20 protein-coding genes are annotated in these 19,218 nt (G+C 74.2%); 8 read left to right on the plus strand and 12 right to left on the minus strand.

What is annotated here, in order from left to right:
• Positions 1-274 precede the first annotated feature (274 nt).
• The 5 genes from ACLBXP_RS15275 to ACLBXP_RS15295 all read right to left on the minus strand — a co-directional run bounded on the left by ACLBXP_RS15275 (position 275) and on the right by ACLBXP_RS15295 (position 5,527).
• On the minus strand, positions 275-1,474 hold the full coding sequence (locus ACLBXP_RS15275; protein ID WP_447668575.1) for an ABC transporter permease: 1,200 nt from the start codon (positions 1,472-1,474) through the stop codon (positions 275-277).
• Positions 1,471-2,454, minus strand: a complete 984-nt coding sequence (locus ACLBXP_RS15280) for an ABC transporter ATP-binding protein (RefSeq protein WP_447668576.1) — start codon at positions 2,452-2,454, stop codon at positions 1,471-1,473. Before ACLBXP_RS15280 ends, ACLBXP_RS15275 begins: the two co-directional genes overlap by 4 nt.
• A 7-nt stretch (positions 2,455-2,461) precedes the next feature.
• On the minus strand, positions 2,462-2,884 hold the full coding sequence (locus ACLBXP_RS15285; RefSeq protein ID WP_447668577.1) for a DUF2141 domain-containing protein: 423 nt from the start codon (positions 2,882-2,884) through the stop codon (positions 2,462-2,464).
• 14 nt (positions 2,885-2,898) lie between these two features.
• Positions 2,899-4,506 carry a phytoene desaturase family protein gene (crtI, locus tag ACLBXP_RS15290; RefSeq protein WP_447668578.1) on the minus strand — a complete coding sequence of 536 codons (1,608 nt, stop codon included), beginning with the start codon at positions 4,504-4,506 and terminating at the stop codon, positions 2,899-2,901.
• Positions 4,507-4,672: 166 nt separating this feature from the next.
• Positions 4,673-5,527 (minus strand): TrmH family RNA methyltransferase, encoded by an 855-nt coding sequence (locus ACLBXP_RS15295; RefSeq protein WP_447668579.1) that lies wholly within the window; start codon positions 5,525-5,527, stop codon positions 4,673-4,675.
• Positions 5,528-5,613: 86 nt separating this feature from the next.
• On the opposite strand from ACLBXP_RS15295, the gene ACLBXP_RS15300 reads away from it, so the two are divergent.
• Positions 5,614-6,342: a class I SAM-dependent methyltransferase gene (locus tag ACLBXP_RS15300; RefSeq protein WP_447668580.1), complete on the plus strand. Its 729-nt coding sequence runs from the start codon at positions 5,614-5,616 to the stop codon at positions 6,340-6,342.
• A gap of 8 nt (positions 6,343-6,350) precedes the next feature.
• On the opposite strand, the gene croR is transcribed toward ACLBXP_RS15300, so the two are convergent.
• Positions 6,351-6,827 carry a 3-hydroxybutyryl-CoA dehydratase gene (croR, locus tag ACLBXP_RS15305; RefSeq protein ID WP_447668581.1) on the minus strand — a complete coding sequence of 159 codons (477 nt, stop codon included), beginning with the start codon at positions 6,825-6,827 and terminating at the stop codon, positions 6,351-6,353.
• A 277-nt stretch (positions 6,828-7,104) separates the two neighbouring features.
• Between croR and ACLBXP_RS15310 the strand changes: the two genes are divergently transcribed.
• From ACLBXP_RS15310 to ACLBXP_RS15320, 3 genes are all read left to right on the plus strand, one after another.
• Positions 7,105-7,785 (plus strand): cation transporter, encoded by a 681-nt coding sequence (locus ACLBXP_RS15310; RefSeq protein WP_447668582.1) that lies wholly within the window; start codon positions 7,105-7,107, stop codon positions 7,783-7,785.
• 6 nt (positions 7,786-7,791) lie between these two features.
• Positions 7,792-8,646: a metallophosphoesterase gene (locus ACLBXP_RS15315; RefSeq protein ID WP_447668583.1), complete on the plus strand. Its 855-nt coding sequence runs from the start codon at positions 7,792-7,794 to the stop codon at positions 8,644-8,646.
• Between the two features lie 113 nt (positions 8,647-8,759).
• Positions 8,760-8,981, plus strand: a complete 222-nt coding sequence (locus ACLBXP_RS15320) for a hypothetical protein (RefSeq protein WP_447668584.1) — start codon at positions 8,760-8,762, stop codon at positions 8,979-8,981.
• A gap of 62 nt (positions 8,982-9,043) precedes the next feature.
• On the opposite strand, the gene ACLBXP_RS15325 is transcribed toward ACLBXP_RS15320, so the two are convergent.
• Positions 9,044-9,421: a 4a-hydroxytetrahydrobiopterin dehydratase gene (locus ACLBXP_RS15325; protein WP_447668585.1), complete on the minus strand. Its 378-nt coding sequence runs from the start codon at positions 9,419-9,421 to the stop codon at positions 9,044-9,046.
• A 272-nt stretch (positions 9,422-9,693) separates the two neighbouring features.
• Here ACLBXP_RS15325 and ACLBXP_RS15330 point away from each other — a divergent pair, with 272 nt between their 5' ends.
• From ACLBXP_RS15330 to ACLBXP_RS15340, 3 genes are read left to right on the plus strand one after another with little or no spacing between them, the layout of a single operon-like run.
• On the plus strand, positions 9,694-10,689 hold the full coding sequence (locus ACLBXP_RS15330; protein ID WP_447668586.1) for an ABC transporter substrate-binding protein: 996 nt from the start codon (positions 9,694-9,696) through the stop codon (positions 10,687-10,689).
• 46 nt (positions 10,690-10,735) lie between these two features.
• Complete coding sequence (locus ACLBXP_RS15335) at positions 10,736-11,473, plus strand: ABC transporter permease (protein ID WP_447668587.1); 738 nt, start codon at positions 10,736-10,738, stop codon at positions 11,471-11,473.
• Positions 11,454-12,227 carry an ABC transporter ATP-binding protein gene (locus ACLBXP_RS15340; RefSeq protein ID WP_447668588.1) on the plus strand — a complete coding sequence of 258 codons (774 nt, stop codon included), beginning with the start codon at positions 11,454-11,456 and terminating at the stop codon, positions 12,225-12,227. The genes ACLBXP_RS15335 and ACLBXP_RS15340 overlap by 20 nt, the downstream gene beginning before the upstream one ends.
• A 20-nt stretch (positions 12,228-12,247) precedes the next feature.
• On the opposite strand, the gene ACLBXP_RS15345 is transcribed toward ACLBXP_RS15340, so the two are convergent.
• The 5 genes from ACLBXP_RS15345 to ACLBXP_RS15365 form a co-directional block, all read right to left on the minus strand.
• Positions 12,248-13,609 (minus strand): pilus assembly protein TadG-related protein, encoded by a 1,362-nt coding sequence (locus tag ACLBXP_RS15345; RefSeq protein WP_447668589.1) that lies wholly within the window; start codon positions 13,607-13,609, stop codon positions 12,248-12,250.
• Between the two features lie 17 nt (positions 13,610-13,626).
• Positions 13,627-14,337 carry a TadE/TadG family type IV pilus assembly protein gene (locus ACLBXP_RS15350; RefSeq protein ID WP_447668590.1) on the minus strand — a complete coding sequence of 237 codons (711 nt, stop codon included), beginning with the start codon at positions 14,335-14,337 and terminating at the stop codon, positions 13,627-13,629.
• Positions 14,338-14,339: 2 nt separating this feature from the next.
• A complete protein-coding gene (locus tag ACLBXP_RS15355) occupies positions 14,340-14,951 on the minus strand; it encodes a TadE/TadG family type IV pilus assembly protein (RefSeq protein ID WP_447668591.1) in 612 nt (203 codons plus the stop codon).
• Between the two features lie 168 nt (positions 14,952-15,119).
• Positions 15,120-17,132, minus strand: a complete 2,013-nt coding sequence (locus ACLBXP_RS15360) for a hypothetical protein (protein ID WP_447668592.1) — start codon at positions 17,130-17,132, stop codon at positions 15,120-15,122.
• A 225-nt stretch (positions 17,133-17,357) separates the two neighbouring features.
• On the minus strand, positions 17,358-17,684 hold the full coding sequence (locus tag ACLBXP_RS15365; protein WP_447668593.1) for a HesB/IscA family protein: 327 nt from the start codon (positions 17,682-17,684) through the stop codon (positions 17,358-17,360).
• Positions 17,685-17,854: 170 nt separating this feature from the next.
• On the opposite strand from ACLBXP_RS15365, the gene ACLBXP_RS15370 reads away from it, so the two are divergent.
• On the plus strand, positions 17,855-19,102 hold the full coding sequence (locus ACLBXP_RS15370; RefSeq protein ID WP_447668594.1) for a deoxyguanosinetriphosphate triphosphohydrolase: 1,248 nt from the start codon (positions 17,855-17,857) through the stop codon (positions 19,100-19,102).
• The last annotated feature ends 116 nt before the right edge of the window (positions 19,103-19,218 follow it).

Here is a 19,218-nt window from a genome sequence, read left to right on the forward strand (position 1 = left end):
GCCGATCCGCTTCGGGCGCGATGATGAGGATGTGGAGAGCACAAATCAACGGAAATTCGACGCTTCTGCCCTTTCAGAGCCCGTTCGATGGGTCGATCCCGCCCGCGACCTCATCCTGAGGTGCCCCCGAAGAGGGGCCTCGACGGAGCCCTCCAGGGGTCGCGCGAGCACTGGAGGGCTCCTTCGAGGGCCGCTGTGCGGCCGCCTCAGGATAAGGTCGCGCCGGGGATCCAGGGGGCGGTAGCCCCGTCGATCGATGTGGCCAGACGGGCCCTCACGTCGCCCGCCGCGCCACGAGCGCCAGCGCCAGGGCGAGACTCGCGCCGGCCGTCGCGGCCAGCACCCCCCAGGCCGGGAGGGCGGCGGCGAGGCCGTCGCCGAGCGCGCCCTGGTAGGCCTCGATCGCCCAGGCGTTCGGGGTGAGCCAGCCCGCCTGCTGCAGCCAGGGCGGCATCAGGAAGCGGGGCACCATGCTGCCGCCCACCGCCGAGAGGAGCAGCACCCCGAAGGTCGCGGCGAGGTGGGCCTGCTGGCGGGTCGCGGAGGCCGCGCAGGCGGCGAGCGCCAGGCCCGCCGCCATGGCGGCGACGAGGCCGGAGGTGAGCGCCCAGGCGAGCCAGTGCGGGCCGATCGCGACGCCGTAGAGGAGGGCCGCGGCGCCGAAGATCAGGCCGGCCTGGACGAAGCCCTGCAGGGTCAGGAACACGAACTTGCCGAGGACGATCACGGAAAGCCCGCCGGGCCCGGCCGTCAGCCGGTCGGCGAGGCCGGACTGGCGCTCGTCCACGAGGGAGAGCGCCCCCTGCATGGCCGCGAACAGCAGGAACACCGCGGTGATCGCGCCCGCGTAGTAGGCGACGCGCTCGTTGGCCGCCCCCGCGGCGGTGCTGACGCGCTCCACCAGGGCCGCGAAGCTGAACGGCTCCTTCTTGGCCCGCTGCTCGGCGAAGGCCGCGTCCAGGAAGGCGCGCTCGTCCGCGCCGATCTTGCCCGTGCGCTCCACGTCGGCGACGATGCGGGAGAGCACCACGTCGGGCAGGGCCTCGTTGAGCACCCGCTGCAGCTGGCCGAGAGCGATCGGGCTGGCGAGCGCCTTGGCGGGGCTCTCCACCAGCGCCACGGGCTGGCCGGCCGCCGCGCCGGTGGGCGGCGCCGCGAGATCGCCCCGCAGCACCAGGGCGACGTCGACCTCGCCGCGGCGCACGGCCGCCACGACGTCCGGCAGCCTCTCCGCCCGCAGCACCGTGACGCGCAGCGACGGGTCGGTCTCGAGGGCCTGCATCAGGCGCTCCGTGCTCGCCGTCCGGGCGAGGTCGGCGAGGCCGAGGTGGATGCGGATGCGGTCGCCGATGGCGCCCGAGAAGATCGCAGCGAAGATCGAGAAGATCACGGTCGGCAGCACGAAGGCCATCACCAGCGCCGCGCGGTCGCGCACGAGGCTGAGGAGCATTACCCGGAAGGCCGCGCCGATCATCGGGCGCCCGCCGTGCGCAGGGCCGGCGCGGCGACCGGGCGGGGCGCGAGGGCGTCGAGGTAGAGCGCCTCGAGGCCCGGCGCCCGCACCCGCACCTCGCGGGCCGGCACCCCCTGCGCCCGCAGGGCCCCGAGCAGCGCCGCGCCGTCGAGCCCCTGGGCGCCGCGCTCGGCGGCCCGCCAGGTCAGGCCGGTGTCGACGGGCGAGAAGCCCATGCGGCGGAGCGCCGCCTCGCCGCCGGCGTCGGGGGCGAGGCCCAGCGCCACCTCGTGCTCGGGCGGCCCGGTCCGGATCCGGGCGAGGAGCGCGGCGAGGGAGCCTTCGAGCACGATGCGTCCCTGAGCCATGACGACGACCCGGTCGGCGAGGCGCTCCGCCTCGGCGAAATCGTGGGTGGCGATGAGGATCGCGGTGCCCTCCGCGTGCAGCCGCGCCAGCACCGCCTGGATGGCGGTGCGCGCCGCGAGATCGACGCCCTGCGTCGGCTCGTCGAGGAGCACGAGCCGCGGCGCGCCCATCAGGCTCGCGGCGATGTTGGCCCGGCGCTGGTAGCCGCCGGAGAGCTGGCCCACCACGCGGCCGGCGACGTCGGCGACGCCGGCACGCTCCATCGCCTCCGCGACGGCGCCCCGCCGGGCCCGCCGCGGCAGCCCCGCGAGCTGGGCGAAGACGCCGAGGTTCTCCGCCACCGTGAGCCGGGGATAGAGCGCGATCTCCTGGGGCACCCAGCCGATGGCGCGGCGGGCGGCGCGGACCCGGTGGGGATCCTCGCCCGCCACGCGGACGCGGCCCGCCCCCGGGGCGAGCCGGCCCGCGACGAGGCGCATCAGCGACGTCTTGCCGGCCCCGTTCGGGCCGAGGAGCGCCAGGGTCTCGCCGGCGCGCAGCGCGAGGTCGACGCCGTCGAGGATGCGGCGGCCGCCGAGCTCGAGGACCGCCGCCTCGACCCGGACGAGGTGCGGTTCGGGGGCCCCGGCCATCCTGGGGTCAGCGCCGCGGCAGGGCGCGGGCGAGGCGCAGGCGGATGGCGGCACCCGGCTCGGTGAGGGTGAAGGCCGCGCGGGCGAAGTCCGGGCGTCCCTGACGGCCGGCATCGCCCGAGAACCCGTAGGGCTCCACCGGCAGGCCGAGGCCGGTGCGGTCGAGGCGGCCGTTGCCGTTCCGGTCCTGGAAGGCCGCCACCGCGTAGGTGCCCGGCGCCACGCCCCGGAACACGAAGGTCTGGCGCCCGCCCGCCGGCGGCGCGTCCCGCCCGTCCCGGCAGGCGGCCTCCGAGAGGCTGCCCTGGCACAGGGCGACCAGCACGGGGCCGCCGTCGGCCTCGGCGCCGTCCACCGTCACCTCCAGCGTCGCGGCCCGCGCGGGCCCGGCGATCAGGGCGAGGACGGCCCCGATGCGGGCGGCTCTCACGATACGGGCGGTTCTCAAGTGGCCTCGCCCCCGGCGGCCAGCGGCGCCGTCTCGGGCAGGCCCGCGGCGTCGGCCGGCACCCGGACCCCGGCGAGCTCCTCGAGGACGAGCCGGGCGGTGATGCGCGCGCCCTCGTAGATCACCGGCAGGCCGGAACCCGGATGGGTCCCCCCGCCGACGAGGTAGAGGCCGGGGCCGAAGCGGTTGTGGGGCCGGAACCAGAGCATCTGCATCAGGTCGTGGGCGAGGTTGAAGGTCGCGCCCTCGTGCACCGTGAAGTCGTCGCGCCACTGGCTCGGATCGACGATGCGCTCGTAGCGGATGCGGCCCTCGATGTCGTCGAGCCCCAGGCGCTTCAGGCGCTCCAGGACGAGAGCCCGGTAGCTCGCCCGGGTCGCCGCCCAGTCGATCCCGGCCTTCAGGTTCGGCACCGGCACGAGGACGTAGAGGGCCGTGTGCCCCGGGGGCGCCATGCCGCCGTCGGTGAAGCCCGCGTGCTGCACGTAGAGGGACGGCCGCATGGGCAGCGTGCCCTCGGTAATCTCGCGGATGTTCTCCTCGTAGTTCTCGGCGAGCAGGATGGTGTGGTGCCCGAGGCTCGGGGGCATCGCCCCCTCGATGCCGAGGTAGAGCATGAAGGTCGAGCAGGAGAGCCGGGCCTTGGCGATCTTGGCATCGCGCCAGCGCGGGCGCCGCGCCTCCGGCACCAGCTCCTGGATCGCCTTGGCGAAGTCGCCGTTGATGACGACCGCGTCCGCCGCGAGGTGCTCGCCGCCCGCCACCACGCCGTTCGCGTGCTTGCCCGCGAAGGTGACCTCGTCGACGGACTGGCCGAGCCGGATGTCGACGCCCATGCGGCGGGCGAGCCCCGCCATCGCCTCCGAGACCGCGCCGCAGCCGCCGACCGGGTGGTAGACGCCGTGCTCGTACTCGAGGAACGAGAGGATCGTGAACAGGCTCGGGCAGCGGAACGGCGACATGCCGAGGTACTTGGTCTGGAACGCGAAGGCGAGGCGCACCCGCGGGTCGGCGAAGTAGCGCTTGAGGTCGCCGTCCACGCTGCGGCCGGGATGCAGGTAGGGCAGGGCGGTGAGCATCGCCGGGGAGGCCATGCTGCGGAAGCGGTGGAAGGCCTGCTCCAGCACCGGCTTGAAGTACTTCAGCTTGGTCCGGTTGTCCGCGAAGAAGCGCCGGACGTTGCGGGCGTCGTCCGGCGCGATGCGGGCGACCTCGGCCTCCAGGCGGTCGAGGTCGGCGGTGGCGCGGATCTCGCCGGAGATGCCGTCCCGCCCCGCGGCGTCGCGGCCCTCGAAGACGAGGTGGTACTGCGGATCGAGGCGCTCCAGGCGGACGTGGTCCTCCAGGCGCTCCCCGCAGGCCGTGAAGATGTCGGCCAGGATCTGCGGATAGAGGAAGAAGGTCGGGCCGATGTCGAACCGGTAGCCGCCCGGCGCCGTCACGGTCTTGGTGCGGCCGCCGACGCTCTGGTCCTTCTCGAACACCGTGACGTGGAGGCCGGCCCGGGCCAGGAGGAGGGCGGTCGCGAGCCCGCCGGGGCCGGCCCCGACGACGACGACCCGTTGACCGGACAGGGTCCTCAAGCCATCACGCGACTGAAGCAACGCTCTCGACTCCCGAATACCGTCCCGGCCGCGCGGGCGGGCCGCCCGTTTCCGCCACTGGGAACCCGCATTGGGAACCCGTTCGGCGGCCTGCGGTCAAGCTAGGCCGCGGGACGCCCAGGGCAATTGCCACCGATTGTCGCGCTTGGGTTGCGGTGCCGCGGAGCTACGCAGTCTCCGCCGTGCAGACCGGCCCGCGCCCGAGGCGCGCGAGCCTGTGCAGCGCGAGCGCGCCCGCCGTGGCGACGTTGAGCGAATCGAAGCCCGGCGCCATCGGGATGCGCACCGTGCGGGCGCCCCCCATCAGGGCCTCCGGCAGCCCCGGCCCCTCCGTGCCGAGGATGAGGAGCGCCCGGTCCGGGACCGGCAGGTCGGCGAGGTCGGTCCCGCCGCGGGGGCTCAGCGCCAGCGGGGTCAGGTCGTGGGCGGCGGCGAGCGCGAGCCAGTCCGCATCCGTCCCCGCCGGACCCTTGGGCAGGCGCCCGAACGGGGTGATCAGCGCGGCCCCGGCCGAGACGCGGATCGCCTTGCGGTAGAGCGGGTCGCAGGTCGCGGCATCGAGCAGCACCGCGTCGGCCCCGAAGGCCGCGGCGTTGCGAAACAGCGCGCCGACGTTGTCGTGGTTCGTCAGCCCCGCGAGGCCGACCACCAGGGCTGGCGCGGGGGCGGGCGGCAGCAGGGCGGCGACCTCCGGGTCGGGGCCGCGCAGGCCGACCGCCAGCACGCCCCGGTGGATCGGGAAGCCCGCCACCGCGCTCATCACCGGCTTGCCCGCGCAGTAGACGGGCGGCAGGTTCGGACACGCGTCGAGGAGAGGCTGCAGGGCCGCAAGGCGCCCGGGCGACAGCAGGATCGATTCCGTTCGGAAGCGGGCGCGCTCCGAGAGCATCGTCCTGAGCGTGACCTCGCCCTCCACGATGAAGCGGCCGGCCCGGCCGACGAGGTCGCGCTCCCGCATCGCCGCGTAGGCGGCGAGCCGCGGGTCGGCCGGATCCTCGATGGGGATGGGGGCGTGGAGCATCCGCCTCAGCCCGATCGTTGCGGGCTCAAGGTTTGTTGAGGAGCGGCTGGTATCGCTGGCGGCACGGGTGTGGGGGAGCTCAAGGGATGTCGTCGGACAGGATCTGGCAGCGCTACGGCGAACAGGACCCCTATTACGGCGTGCTGACCCTGGAGCGCTACCGCCGCGGCAGCATCGCGGAGAACCGCGAGGCCTTCTTCGCCTCCGGCGAGGCGCAGGTGGCCGCGGTGCTGGCCCGGGTCGAGGCCGCGGTCGGGCCCGTGCGCCGGGGCCACGCCCTCGATTTCGGGGCAGGCGTCGGCCGCCTCTCGCTGCCGCTCGCCGACCGGTTCGCGCGGACCACCTGCGTCGACGTCTCGCCCGGGATGCTGGCCGAGCTCGCCCGGAACGCGGCGGGCCGCGGCAACGTCGCGACCGCGGACAGCCTCGCAGGCGTCCCCCCGACCCTGGACTTCGCCCTTAGCCTGATCGTGCTCCAGCACGTGCCCGTGGCGCGGGGCCTCGCGGCGATCGCGGGCATCTACGAGCGGCTGGCTCCCGGCGGCGTGCTCGCCCTGGAGGTACCCGTCTCCTGCAGCCGGACGCGGGCCTGGCGCCTCGTCCGGCGGATCCGCGACCGGGTCCCCTACGTCCAGACGGCCTGGAACGCGCTCCGCGGGCGCCCGCTGCATGACGGCGGCATGCAGATGAACCTCTACGCCCTCGACCGGATCGCGGGCGGCCTGTTCGGCCAGGGCGCCGCCTCCGTCACGCTGCTGCCCTCCGCGCCGGATCCGGACTTCGCGGGCGTGGTGGTGGTCGCCCGGAAGCCCTGAGGCCAGCCTCAGCTCCCCGCGCGGCCGCCCATGCGCATGGCGAGGGGGTCCGCCTCCTCCTTCCGGGGCACCTTCACGAGGGCCTCGCCGTCGAGCACCACCTCGCCGGCCACCGAGCAGGTGCAGGTGAGGCGGGCCCGGCGGCGCTCCGGCACGAGTTCGGCCACCGTGACGGTGACGTCGACGGTGTCGCCGATCCGCACCGGCGCGCGGAAGTTCAGGGTCTGGCTGATGTAGACCGCACCCGGCCCGGGAAGGCGCGTGCCGAGGACCGCGGAGATCAGCCCGGCCGTGTAGAGGCCGTGGGCGATGCGGGTGCCGAAGGGGGTACGGGCCGCGAAGTGCTCGGACAGGTGGATCGGGTTGCGGTCGCCGGTGATCTCGGCGAAGCCTACCACGTCCGAGGAGGCGATGACCTTGGTGAGGGTCTCGGACAGGCCGACCTCAAGATCCTCGAAGTAGAGGACGCGCAGCTCGGGCAACATCGGCGATCTCCCCGTATTCAAAATTCAATCATTCCCGCACCAGATCGCCGCGAACGTACGGCAATCCTTGTGCGGGGATCCTGTCGTGCTGGGTTCGTCATGGCGCGGCCTGACCCCGCATCCTGCTCCGCCTCGCATAGGCGGGCGCCCAAATCCAGAGCACCGGGCCGTGATTTTCTGCGGGCTCGACAGCGGCGCCCGCTTGGGCGATGAGCTTGGGCGATGAGCCTGGGCGATGAGGCGGCCCCCGCCCCTCTGGCCGCGGCGTGACGGACGCGTGACCGATCCTGCCCCCTCCCGACCTGTCCTCTCGCGCCCCGCCCCCGGGCCCGGCCTGCGCCCCGTCGTCGCCCGCGTGGCCGCGCTCAACCTCGGCTATTTCGGCATCGAGATCGCGGTGGCGCTGGCGATCGGCTCGGTGGCGCTCATCGCCGACAGCCTCGACTTCCTAGAGGACGCGGCGATCAACCTGCTGATCTTCGCGGGCCTGGGCTGGAGCCTCGCGAACCGTGCCCGCCTCGGCACCCTGATGGCCGGCATCCTGATGGTGCCGGCGCTCGCCACCGCCTACGCGGCCTACGAGAAGGTCTCGGACCTGACGCCGCCGGCCCCGCTTCCTCTGACGCTGACCGGGCTCGGGGCGCTCGCCGTCAACCTCACCTGCGCGCTGATGCTGGCGCGCCACCGCCACGGGGCCGGCAGCCTGACGCGGGCGGCCTACCTCTCCGCCCGCAACGACGCCTACGCCAACCTCGCGATCATCGCGGCGGGCCTCGTCACGGCGCTGCATCCCTCGCCCTGGCCGGACCTCGCGGCCGCCGCCGGCATCGCGATCCTCAACGCGGATTCGGCCGGGGACATCCTGCGGGCCGCCGCGGCGGAGCGGCGGGCGGCGCGGGCGGCCAGCCAGGCAGCGAGGCAAGCGGACGCCCCCGGCGCCGAAACGCCGTTCCGATAGGTTCCGATGCGCCTCTTCCCGATCTCCGACCTGCACCTCGAGCGCCGCCGCCTCGACCTGATCCCCCGGCCCGTGGCAGCCTTCGACGTGCTGGTCTGCGCCGGAGATCTGCACGAGGGCCGGCCGGACCTCGGCGTCTCGGCCCTCCTCGCGCTGGCGGACGGGCGCCCGGTCGTGCTGGTGCCGGGCAACCACGAGCACTACGCGCCGACCGGCGATCCCCGCACTGCGCCGGAGCTGCTCGCGGCGCTGGAAGCCGAGGTCGCGGCGGTCAACCGCGGGGGCCCGCGCATCCACCTGCTGCAGCGGGGCGCCGCCACGGTCATCGACGGCGTGCGCTTCGTCGGCACGACGCTGTGGAGCGACTGGTCCCTCGCGGGCCGTTGGCTGCGGCCCGGCACGCCGGACCGGCCGGACGACCCCGTCGCCTACGCGGCGGCGCGCATGACCGACCCGGTGACGGGCTCGCGCGAGTACCGGGGCTCGATCCGCAAGGGGGACGGGACGGCCTGGCAGCCGGCGGATGCGATGGCGGCCCACGCGGAGGAGCGGCGGCTCCTCCTCGCGGCGCTGGCCGCCCCCCATGACGGCCCGACCGTCGCGGTGACGCACCATCCGGCGGGCCCGCAGGCGGCGGACGCCTTCCGGGAGGCGCCCGGCGTGCCCTGGTGGGTGCCGGCCTTCTACGCCAGCACGGTGCTGGAGGACCTCGCCGACCCCGCGCGCCCGGACCTCTGGGTGTCGGGCCACTTCCACGCCGGGCACGACCTCGCGCTCGGCCGATGCCGCTGGGTGGCGAACCCGGTCGAGGGCCGAAACTTCGACGCCGGTCTCGTCGTAGAGGTGGGGCGGCCCGCTTGACGCCGGGGCGCATTCGGCGGCCCCTGACGGGGCGCTTGAGCGAAGCCGATGTCCGGCCTCGCGAAAGCGATCGAGCGGACATCGAACGAGCCGCGCGACCGGGAGGAACCTTCATGAACCACTTCATCGCCGTCGTGCTGGTCTGCGCGAACGGCATTCCGACGGAGGGCTGCACCGACGACAAGGCCGTCGAGGTGCGCAAGGTGCGGGTCGCCAACGAGCTCGGCTGCGCCAGCGGCTGGCAGGAGATCATCGCCCGCACGGACCTCCGCGAGGAGGTGGGCAAGACCACCTACCTCAAGACGGAGTGCAGGCGGGTCAAGGACCCGCAATGAGGCGGGTCAAGGACTCGCAATGAGGCGGGTGAAGGACCCGCAGTGAGACGGGCGCGGGCCGCCTACTTCTCGTACTTGATGTAGGCGAAGCGCGGATCGGTCGGCGTGCCCTCGAGGCCGGCCCCCTCCAGGCCGGGCTGCCAGGAGACCACCTCCTCGATCTTCCGGGCGAGGGCGAAGTCCTTGTCGGTGATGCCCTTGGCGGCGTGGTTCATCAGGCGCACCTCCACCCAGGCGTAGGAGGCCGTGAGATCGGGGTGGTGCCAGGCGGCCTCGGCGAGGTGGCCCACGGTGTTGATCACCATCAGCGTGCTCTTCCAGCCCGCGGTCTTGTAGGTGCGGCGGATCCAGCCGTCCTCGTAGCGCCAGCCGGGCAGCTCGGCGGCGAGCCGCGCCGCGATCGTCTCGTCGTCCAGTGCCCCTTCGCGCCGCTCGGCCATCGCGTCCTCCCGTGGTGCCGTGATCCGGCCGGAGACTGCGACGCCGTGGGCCGGGGTGCAAGGGCGGAGCAAGGGCGGAGCAAGGGCAGGGCGAGGACGGGCCGGCGCGGCGGTATGCCCAAGGGACGCAGGCGGGAACCGGAGGGCGGCCCCTCGGCATAAAGCATGAGCTTCGCGCCCATGGACGGGCGCGGCGCGACATCCTATGGACAACCGCAACGCTGCCGCCCGCACGTCCGGGACCGGCCGAGAACGCACAGGGAGGAGCCACCATGCTGTCACGGCGCGGATTGCTCGCGACGGCGGCGCTTCTGCCCCTCACGGCCTCCCTCGGCCCGCGCCGGGCCCGCGCGGCGGGCGAGACGGTGCGCCTCGGCAGCCTGCCCTTCGGCACCGCCGCCTGGGAGGCGGCCGTCATCAAGGCCCGCGGGCTCGATGCCGCCAACGGCTTCACCCTCGACGTCGTGAAGCTCGCGGGCAACGACGCCGCCCGCATCGCCTTCATGGGCGGCCAGGTCGACACCATCGTGGGCGACCTGCTCTGGGCCGCGCGCCTCGGCAACGAGGGCCGGGCGGTGCGCTTCATCCCCTACTCGACCACCGAGGGCGCCCTGATGGTGCCGGGGGGGAGCCCCGTGAAGGGTCTCGCCGACCTCGCCGGCAAGCGCATCGGCGTGGCGGGCGGCCCCCTCGACAAGAACTGGCTGCTCCTCAAGACCCAGGCCCGGGACGCGGCGGGGGTCGACCTCGAGACCAAGGCCGAGATCGCCTACGGCGCGCCGCCCCTGCTGGCCCTGAAGCTGGAGCAGGGCGAGCTCGATGCCGCCCTCCTCTACTGGACCTACTGCGCCCGCCTGGAGGCCAAGGGCTTCCGGCGGGTCATCGGGGCCGACGACATCATGCGGGCCTTCGGGGCGACGGGCTCGGTGGCGCTGATCGGCTACCTGTTCGAGGGCCGCACCGTCGATGCGAAGCCGGAGGCGGTGGCGGGCTTCGTCCGCGCGTCCCGGGCCGCCAAGGACATGCTGGCGAGCGACCCCACGGCCTGGGACGTGGTGCGCCCGCTGATGACCGCCGAGGACGAGCCGACCTTCGAGGCGCTGAAGCGCGAGTTCCTGGCCGGCATCCCGCGCCGGTCCATCGCCACGGAGCGCAGCGACGGCGAGCGGCTCTACGCCGTGCTCTCCCGCCTCGGCGGCGAGCGCCTGGTCGGCGCCGGCCCCGGCCTGCCGGCGGGCCTCTACTTCGACGGCGCGAAGAACGGCTGACGCGTCCATGGCCGAGCCGACCCAGCGCCGGGACGGGCGCCGCTAGATGGGCCTGCTGACCCGTCTTGTCTCGGTGCTGGTCCTGCTGGGGGCCTGGCAGGCGGCGGCCCAGTTCGCCGACGCCCGGCTGCTGCCGGCACCCCTCGCGGTGGCCGACTTCATCTGGCGGGAATCGGCCACGGGCGAGCTGTGGCGCAACGTCGGCGTCACCCTGCTGCGGGTGGCCGTCTCCTTCGTCCTCGCGATGCTCCTCGGCGTGCTGCTCGGGGTGGCGCTCGGGCGGCTGAAGTCCCTGAACCTCGCCCTCGACACGCCGCTCCTCGTGCTCCTCAACACGCCGGCCCTCGTCATCACGGTGCTGGCCTACATCTGGGTCGGGCTGAACGAGGCGGCGGCGGTGCTGGCGGTCGTCCTCAACAAGCTGCCGAACGTCGCCGTGATCGTGCGCGAGGGCGCCCGCGGCCTCGATCCGGGCCTGGAGGAAATGGCCCGGACCTACCGGTTCGACCGGCGCACCTGGGTGGCCCACGTGCTGGTGCCACAGCTGCAGCCCTTCGTGGTGGCGGCCGCCCGCTCCGGGCTCTCGCTCGCCTGGAAGATCGTGCTGGTGATCGAGCTGCTCGGCCGCCCGAACGGCGTCGGCTTCGCGATCAACTTCTACTTCGTCCAGAGCACCAACGTGGCGGCCATCATCGGCTACAGCGTGGTCTTCATGAGCGTGATGATCGCCATCGACATCCTCATCCTGCAGCGGCTCGAGGCGCATGTCCGGCGCTGGCGCTGAGGGGGACGGCGGCCCGTCGGCCGCCCCGGTGCTCAGCGCCGCGATCCGCCGCAAGGTCTACCGGACCGGCGGCGGCGAGCCCGTGGAGGCGGTGCGCGACCTCGCCTTCACGATCCCGCAGGGCGAGATCGTCTGCCTGATCGGCCCCTCCGGGGCGGGCAAGACCACGACGCTGCGCATCCTGCTCGGCCTCGACCGGGACTACGACGGCACGGTCGAGCCGGATCCGGGCGCGGCGGATGCGCGGCTCGGCATGGTCTTCCAGGAGCCGCGGCTGCTGCCCTGGCGCAGCGTCGAGCAGAACGTGCGGCTCGCGCTCCCCCGCGGGCGGCGCGGGCGCGACCTCGACGCGCTCTTCGCGCATCTCGGCCTCGCGCCCTGGCGCGGGCGCTTCCCCGGGGCGCTGTCCCTCGGCATGCAGCGCCGGGTGGCGCTCGCCCGGGCGCTCGCCCTCGATCCGCGCCTCCTCGTCCTCGACGAGCCCTTCGTGTCCCTCGACGACGCGGCGGCCGCCTCGCTGCGCGGCCTCGTGGTCGATACGGTGGATCGCCTCGGCATGAGCGTGCTGATGGTCACCCACAACATCGCCGAGGCCCTCGCGATCGCCGACCGCCTGCTCCTGGTCTCGCCCCGCCCCGCCCGCCTGATCGGCACCGAGCGCCTCGCCCGGCCCCGGCCGGAGCGGGACCGCGCCTTCGCGGAGGCGACCCGCCGGGACCTCGCCGCGCGCTACCCGGGCGTGATCGCCGACTGAGGGAGCCCGCGGGGCCGGCCTCAGTTCGTGAGCTGCGCCTGGAGGCTCGTCTGCGCGAACATCTTGGCGAGCGCCGCGTCGATGGCGGGCCCGTCCGAGGCCTCCGCGTACCAGCCCGGCGAGGCGCAGGCCTGGAGGTTCGGGGCGATCTGCGCGGCGTAGGGCTGGACGAGCGCCTTGTAATTGTCGTCCAGCGCCGCCGAGCCGTTGGTGGGGTTGGCGAGGATCGGCAGGAAGGTGGTGTAGATCACCCCGACCGTGATGTTCGACCGCTTGTAGGCGTCGCACACCCCGGGGTCGAAGGCCGCCGTGCAGTGGCCCGAGGTGCAGGCGCCCTTCACGTCGCGCAGGCCGTCGGTGACGATGAACAGGAAGGCCTTCGAGGCCGCCTGGCTGCTGCCGTCGCCGCTCGCCGGGATCTTGCCCCTGAGGGCGTTCAGCGGCTCCGTGAAGAAGCTGTCGCCGGTGCCCCCGCCGTTGTTCGGGCCGAGGTCGATGGCCCTCGCGGCGTTCTGCAGGGTGACCCAGTTCGAGGTCAGCGCGGCGAGCTCCGTGAGGCCGGAGGTGGTGGCGTTCGCCGAGGCCAGCCCCATCGCGTAGAGCCCGATGCGGTAGTTGCTGGTGCCGAGGTTGGCGGCGTCGGCCTGGGCCGTGGTGACCGTCTTCGACACCGCGCTCTGCAGCACGTCGATGCGCAGCTGGATCGAGGCCGCCTTGGCGACCGCCTGGTAGCTCTGCGCGAGCGCGCTGCCGTTCTGGGGCACGTGGCAGCCGAACACGCAGCCCTTGGCGGACTTGTTGCCCGCGTCCTTCTCCATCTGGAGGATCCGGCCGAAGAGCTGCTTGGCGCCCGCATCCGTGGAGGCGAGGCCCATCGACTGCGATACGTCGAGGGCCATGTAGAGGTCGGTGTAGAGCGGCATCGAGGCCGAGGACTTCGCGGTGCCGATCGAGCGCAGGGTCGAGACCCCGAACAGGCCGCCGATCGCGGTCCGGGTCGAGACGTCGAAGGCCGCGGCCGCGAGGATCGTCTGGCCCCTCTTGGCGAGCGTCACGGTGCCGCTCACCGCCGTGGTGCCGGTGCGCGCGACGTGGGCCCGGAACAGGGCCTCGGCCCGGCTCTTCGCCTCCGTGAAGGCCGCCGCCACCGCCGCGTCGCTGCCGTCCGACTGCTGCACGAGGTTCTTGGCGACGCCGCTGGCGTAGAGCGCGGCGGCGTCCGCCGCCGTCTGGCAGGCCGTGCGGGCGTTGAGCAGGGTCCCGAAATCGACCGCGAGCCCGACGCCGCCGAGGAGCGGGACCGCGAGCACCGCGAACACCAGCGAGACGTTGCCGCCGCGGGCCCGCGCGGCTCTGAGGGGGAGGAAGGAGGGGGTCGGCATCGCGGGGGCGCCTCGCTCTAGAAGCCGGGGCAGTTGGTGGGGGCCTTCACCTGCGTGACCTGCCGCGGCCGGAAGTAGGCGGAGCGGCGGAACCGGTTCGGGAACGGGAAGGCGATGGGGAAGAGCGGCTTGAAGAAGACCTCGACGTCGACGACGACGAGGGAGACCGGCCCGAAGGCCGAGGCCGGCAGGGTCAGCGCCGTGGTGGCGGCGCCGTCGGGCGCCGGCAGCAGCACGCCGCAGGGGCGCAGACTGCCCGACAGCGCCCGGCTGAAGATCGTGGCGGCCGCGTAGGTGCAGCTCACGGTGCAGGTCGGCTGCGTCCTGGTGAAGGCGACGCTGGAGAGCGTGACGTTGGCGAGCGCCGGCAGGTCGGTGCTGCCGATCTGGCGCCCGTAGGCCAGGATGTCGGGGTCGATCAGCGGCGCGCTGCGCAGGAAGCCGTCGATTGCCGCCTCGGTCAGCGGCACCGCGTCCTTGGTCTGGGCCTGCGAGACGAGCTCCGCGATCGAATCCGCGACGAAGCTCGCCCGGTTGGCCGCCGTGACGGCCCGGCTGGCATCGACGGAGCCGAGCAGGATCACGACCAGGATCGGCGCCAGGATGGCGAACTCGACGCCCGAGAGTCCGGCGCGGCAGGCCACCAGGCGGCGGACCCGTCCGATGAGCCGTCCGGCAGAGAGTCCAGCAGAGTGTCCGGCAGTGTCCGCCTGGATCGTCCGGCGCATGGTCAGCAGCCCGCCTGCGCGCTGCCGGTGGCGATCGAGAACGGCTCGTTGGTGATGAGGTTCGTGGAGCGCAGGACCATCGCGCCCGCCGCGGCCCCGCCGAGGGCCCGCTGGAGGAAGCCGCCGACGTTCATGAAGCTGTAGGCGACGTCGATGAACAGGATGTCGCCGGGGCCGCCCAGGCAGTAGCTGGTCTTCTGGGGGTCGAGGTTGACGGCCGCGAGGGCCGGCACCCCCTGCTGGATGAACGGGTAGATCTTCGCGGCGCTGAGCCCCTCGCCCGCCCGCGCCACCGTGGTGACGCTCACCGTGATGCTGCTGCAGGCGAGCGGCATCCGGAGGTTCGGGCACAGCATGGTGGTGCGGAACTGGTCGGCGCTGAGCGCCTGCGCCTGCGCGGCGCCGGTCATCACGAGGCGGGAGGCGCTGCGGGTGGCGTGGTCGAGGGCCTGCTGCGCGAAATGGTAGAGGGCGACCTGGAGGATCACGAAGACGAAGCCCAGGAACGGGACGGCCGTCAGCGCGAACTCGACGGCGGCGGCCCCGCCCTCGGCGCGGGCGAACGCGGAGAGGACCCGCCGCCCCTGACCTGACCCTGATCCCCGAACGCGCACACCGGCCCCCGCCCTGCGGCAGGCATCCGGCTTCGACCCGCTGCAGTTGCGCGAAAGCTATCCGGCAACCCTCAAAGTCAGGTTAAACCGATCGCCGGGGGTTGCTCGGCCCGACAAAGGGCCTCGAAGCCAGTGTTCAACTCTTGGTTGTACTGGTCGGCAGCCCCGTCACTCCGCCCGGGCGTCGACGTCGAGGCGGTCGAGCACGGCGGCCGGCGAGCCGGCGGTGCCGAACTCCGCGAAGCCGAAGCCGCCCGCATCCTTGGCCTTGGCGGTGACCGTGAGGCGGCCGGGCTTCGTCACGAACTTGCCCATCGCGGCGCCGATCGCCCGGGCGGCCGGGGAGTTGCCGAGGATCACCGGCACGCCGAGCACGCTCGCGGTGACGTATTCCCGCCGCAGCTCGTCGGGCTTCAAGCTGAGCACCTTGGACTGCGCGTCGATGAAGCGCTCGAACAGGCCGCTGTTCTCGATGGTCAGGTCGAGGGCCTTGGCGGTGGCCGAGAGCATGGCGAGGCCGGCGGTGGCGCCGTCCGGGTCGAACAGCTCCGGGCCGATGCCCCCGAGGGTGCCGGTGAGCCGCACCGTGCCCATGTCGCGGCCGGCGAGCGAGATCTCGCGGACGCTCAGCTCGCGGCGGGCCTCGTCCCAGGCCGTGTCGGCCACGAGGTCGAGGTCGAGGTCGCGGTAGCCGAACGCCGACAGGGCGCCGAGGCCCGGCAGGGTAGCCACCGTCGCGGCCGGCAGGCTGAGGCCCGTGAGGGCGAAGCGCCCGGCGCTCGGCACCCCGTCCTGCGGCGCCCCGAAGGTGAAGGCCGCCTCGCGCAGGCCGACATGCACGGGCTTCGGCGCCTCGGCCTTGCCGGTGTCGGGCTTGCCGGTGTCGGGCTTGCCGGAATCAGCCTTGCCGGAATCAGGCTTGCCGGGCTCCGGTCTGCCGGCCTCCTTCGGGGGGCCGGCGATCGCCGCCGACAGGGGGTCGCGGGCGCTCTCGCGGCCGCGCGGTGCCGGCCGCGCCTCCCGGAGGGGGAGGCCGGGCGCCGCGGCCTCCTCGCGGGGCAGGTCGATGCCGATGTCCTTGAGGGTCAGCGTGCCCATCGCGGGGGCGAGGCGGCGGAGGTCGTCCTCGGCGGGCTTGGCGTCCGGCGCGGCGAGGCGGCGGAGCGTCGCCACGGTCGGGGCCAGGGAGAAGCCGGAGAGGGCGGCGCGGCCGGCCTGCACGCGCAGGCCGCCCTGCGCGAAGGCGAGGCCGTCGAGGCTGACCGACGCCTCGGGGCCGGCGCCCGCGTAGGCCATGCGGGCCGCCTCGAACAGCACGGGCGCCTTGCCGCGGGTCTCGCTGACGCTGAGGCCGGTCGCCTCCAGGCTGCCGAGCGCGGCGGCCTCGATCAGGTCGGCGGCGGCACCGGCCGCCCGCGTGCGCTCGGCGGGCGCCGCGTCCTCGGGGGCGCCCCGCGTCGCGGCCTCGAGGGCGCCGCTCCAGCCGCCGGGGACCTGGCGGCCGCCGAGGTCGCGGCCCTCCAGCCGGGCGAGCTTCACGGTGGTGCCGCCGTCGTCGGTGTAGACCACGTCGGCGACCGAGACGCCCGAATAGACCTGCTGCACCGGGCCCTTGCCGTCCCCCGCCACGCCGTAGAGGCGGGCGAGCGCCGTCAGGTCGAGGCCGGTGGCGTGGACGGCCCCGTAGGTGCCCGAGCCGTTCTCGCGGCCCCCCGTCACGGTGATCGCGGCGCCGCTGGCGGTAAGCTCCGCGATCCGGCCCGCCCGCACGTCGCGGGCGGTGACGTCCCGGTAGACCACCACCTGCCGGGCGGGCCCGGCGCCGGCATGCTCGGAGCGCAGCTCCGGGATCGTCAGGCTGGCGGCGTCAAGGCGGGCGAGCCGGGTCGCCCAGGGCTCGGGCGCGTCCGGCCGCAGGATCGCCAGCAGGTCGTCCTTCGAGAGGCGCGTGCCGCTCACCGTGAGGCGCGGCGCCCGCAGGAGCGTGGCGCCCAGCGGCAGCGCGACGTCGGCGAGCGTCACGTCCTGGACCGCGAAGGCGGCCTCCTGGGCCCGCGCCGGCGTAATCAGAGCCGAACCGGGGCCCCAGCCCGGTGCGAGGCCGGAGCCGGCCAGGAGGGCGAGCGCGCAGACGGAGGCGAGCGCCGCGGCGCGGCGGGCGTGGCCCTCAGGATGGGTCATCGTCGGGTCCGGATCGCAGGGCTGGCAGGTGGGTGGGGCGGGCAGGGAGGCTGACAGGAACGGTGTTCGAACGCGGCACAGCATCCGTGCCGGTTTTCGCCGACCCTGGCAATCGCGGCGCGCGCCCGCGCGACGCGTCGCCACGCGGCTGTCGTGCGGCGGCAACGATCGGCCCCGGCGCATCCCGCCGTCCCGAGGCGGCGGGGAGCCGGCGGGCGCGGGTCCTCAGAGCGAGAAGGAGGTTCCGCAGCCGCAGGAGGCGGTGGCCTGCGGGTTCTCGATCTTGAAGGATTGCCCGATCAGGTCGTTGACGAAGTCGATGGTCGAGCCCGCCATGTACTCCAGCGAGATGGGGTCGATCAGGACGGTGGCGCCGTCCCGCTCGACCGCGACGTCGTGCGTCTCGCGCGAGCGGACGATGTCGAAGGCGTAGGAGAAGCCCGAGCAGCCGCCGCCGTTGACGCTGACGCGCAGCGACGTGCCGGGCGGCTCGGCGCCGGTGATCTCGTTGATGCGCTTGGCGGCGCGGGGCGTCAGGGTGATATCGGCCATCTCTCGAAACCCGGGGGCAGCGCAGGGTTCGGTCGCGCGGGCGATTGCCAGCGGCCGTCCGGCCCACAAGATATGGAGAGACGCCCGCCACCGCAACGCGGCGCGGGGGGACTCCCGGGCCGTGGGCGTTCGGGACAGCGGGGACATCATGGCCTCAGGCGGAGCGCGGCGTGCGGCAGACCGGTGAGCGCTGGCGCGCGCCCTACGCGACGGACCCGGCCGCGACCCGCGGCCGGCTGATCCCCGAGGCCGCCTCGCCGACCCGCAGCGACTTCCAGCGGGACCGCGACCGCATCATCCACTCCACCGCCTTCCGGCGCCTCAAGCACAAGACCCAGGTCTTCGTGCACCACGAGGGCGACCATTACCGCACGCGGCTCACCCACACCCTGGAGGTGAGCCAGATCGCCCGGGCGCTCGCCCGGGCGCTCGGCCTCGACGAGGACCTCGCGGAGGCGCTGGCCCTCTCCCACGACCTCGGCCACACCTGCTTCGGCCACACCGGCGAGGACGCCCTCGACGCCTGCATGGCGGGCTTCGGCGGCTTCGACCACAACGCGCAGGCCCTGCGCATCGTCACCCGGCTGGAGCGGCGCTACGCCGGCTTCGACGGCCTCAACCTCGCCTGGGAGACCCTGGAGGGCCTCGTCAAGCACAACGGGCCGCTGCTCGCGGCGGACGGGCGGCCGACGCCCCGCTACCGCGCCGCCGGCATCCCGGCCGCGATCCTCGAATACGACGCGCTTAACCCCCTCGACCTCGCCCGCTTCGCCGGGCCGGAGGCGCAGGCCGCCGCGCTGGCCGACGACATCGCCTACGATTCCCACGACCTCGACGACGGCCTGCGGGCGGGCCTGTTCGACCTCGCCGACCTCGCCGAGGTGCCGTTCCTGGCGGGGCTCCTGGCCGAGATCGAGGCGCTGCACCCGGGCCTCGAGACCTCGCGGCGCATCCACGAGCTGGCGCGCCGGGTGATCACCCGCTTCGTCGAGGACGTGATCGCCGAGGCCGGCCGGCGGCTCGCGCACCTCGCCCCCGGCGACGTCGGCGCGATCCGCGCCGCGGACGCCCCCGTGATCGCCTTCTCGGAGCCGATCGCCCGGGCGGATGCTGAGATCAAGCGGTTCCTGTACGCCCGCATGTACCGGCACCCCGGGGTGATGGCCGTGCGCGCCCACGCCAACGCGATCGTGGCCGACCTGTTCGGGGCCTTCCGGGCGGACCCGGCCGCGATGCCCGAGGAGTGGCGCGCGGGCCTCGCGGGGGCGCCGGAGGACAGGGTGGCGCGCCGCATCGCCGACTACATCGCCGGGATGACCGACACCTACGCGGTCCTGGCCCACCGGCGCCTGTTCCGCACGACCCCGGACCTGCACTGGAGCCCGGAGAGCCGCAGCCTGCCGCTCGCCGAGCCCTGAGGGCTTTCGCGGCGCGAGCCCTGAAGGCTCTCGGGGCGAGCGCGCCGGGCCACGATCGACCGAAACCGCTCCCGCATCCACGTCAATTGTCGGGGTCGCGCTAAGCCTTCCCTCAG

Source organism: Methylobacterium sp. A54F (genome assembly GCF_053346035.1).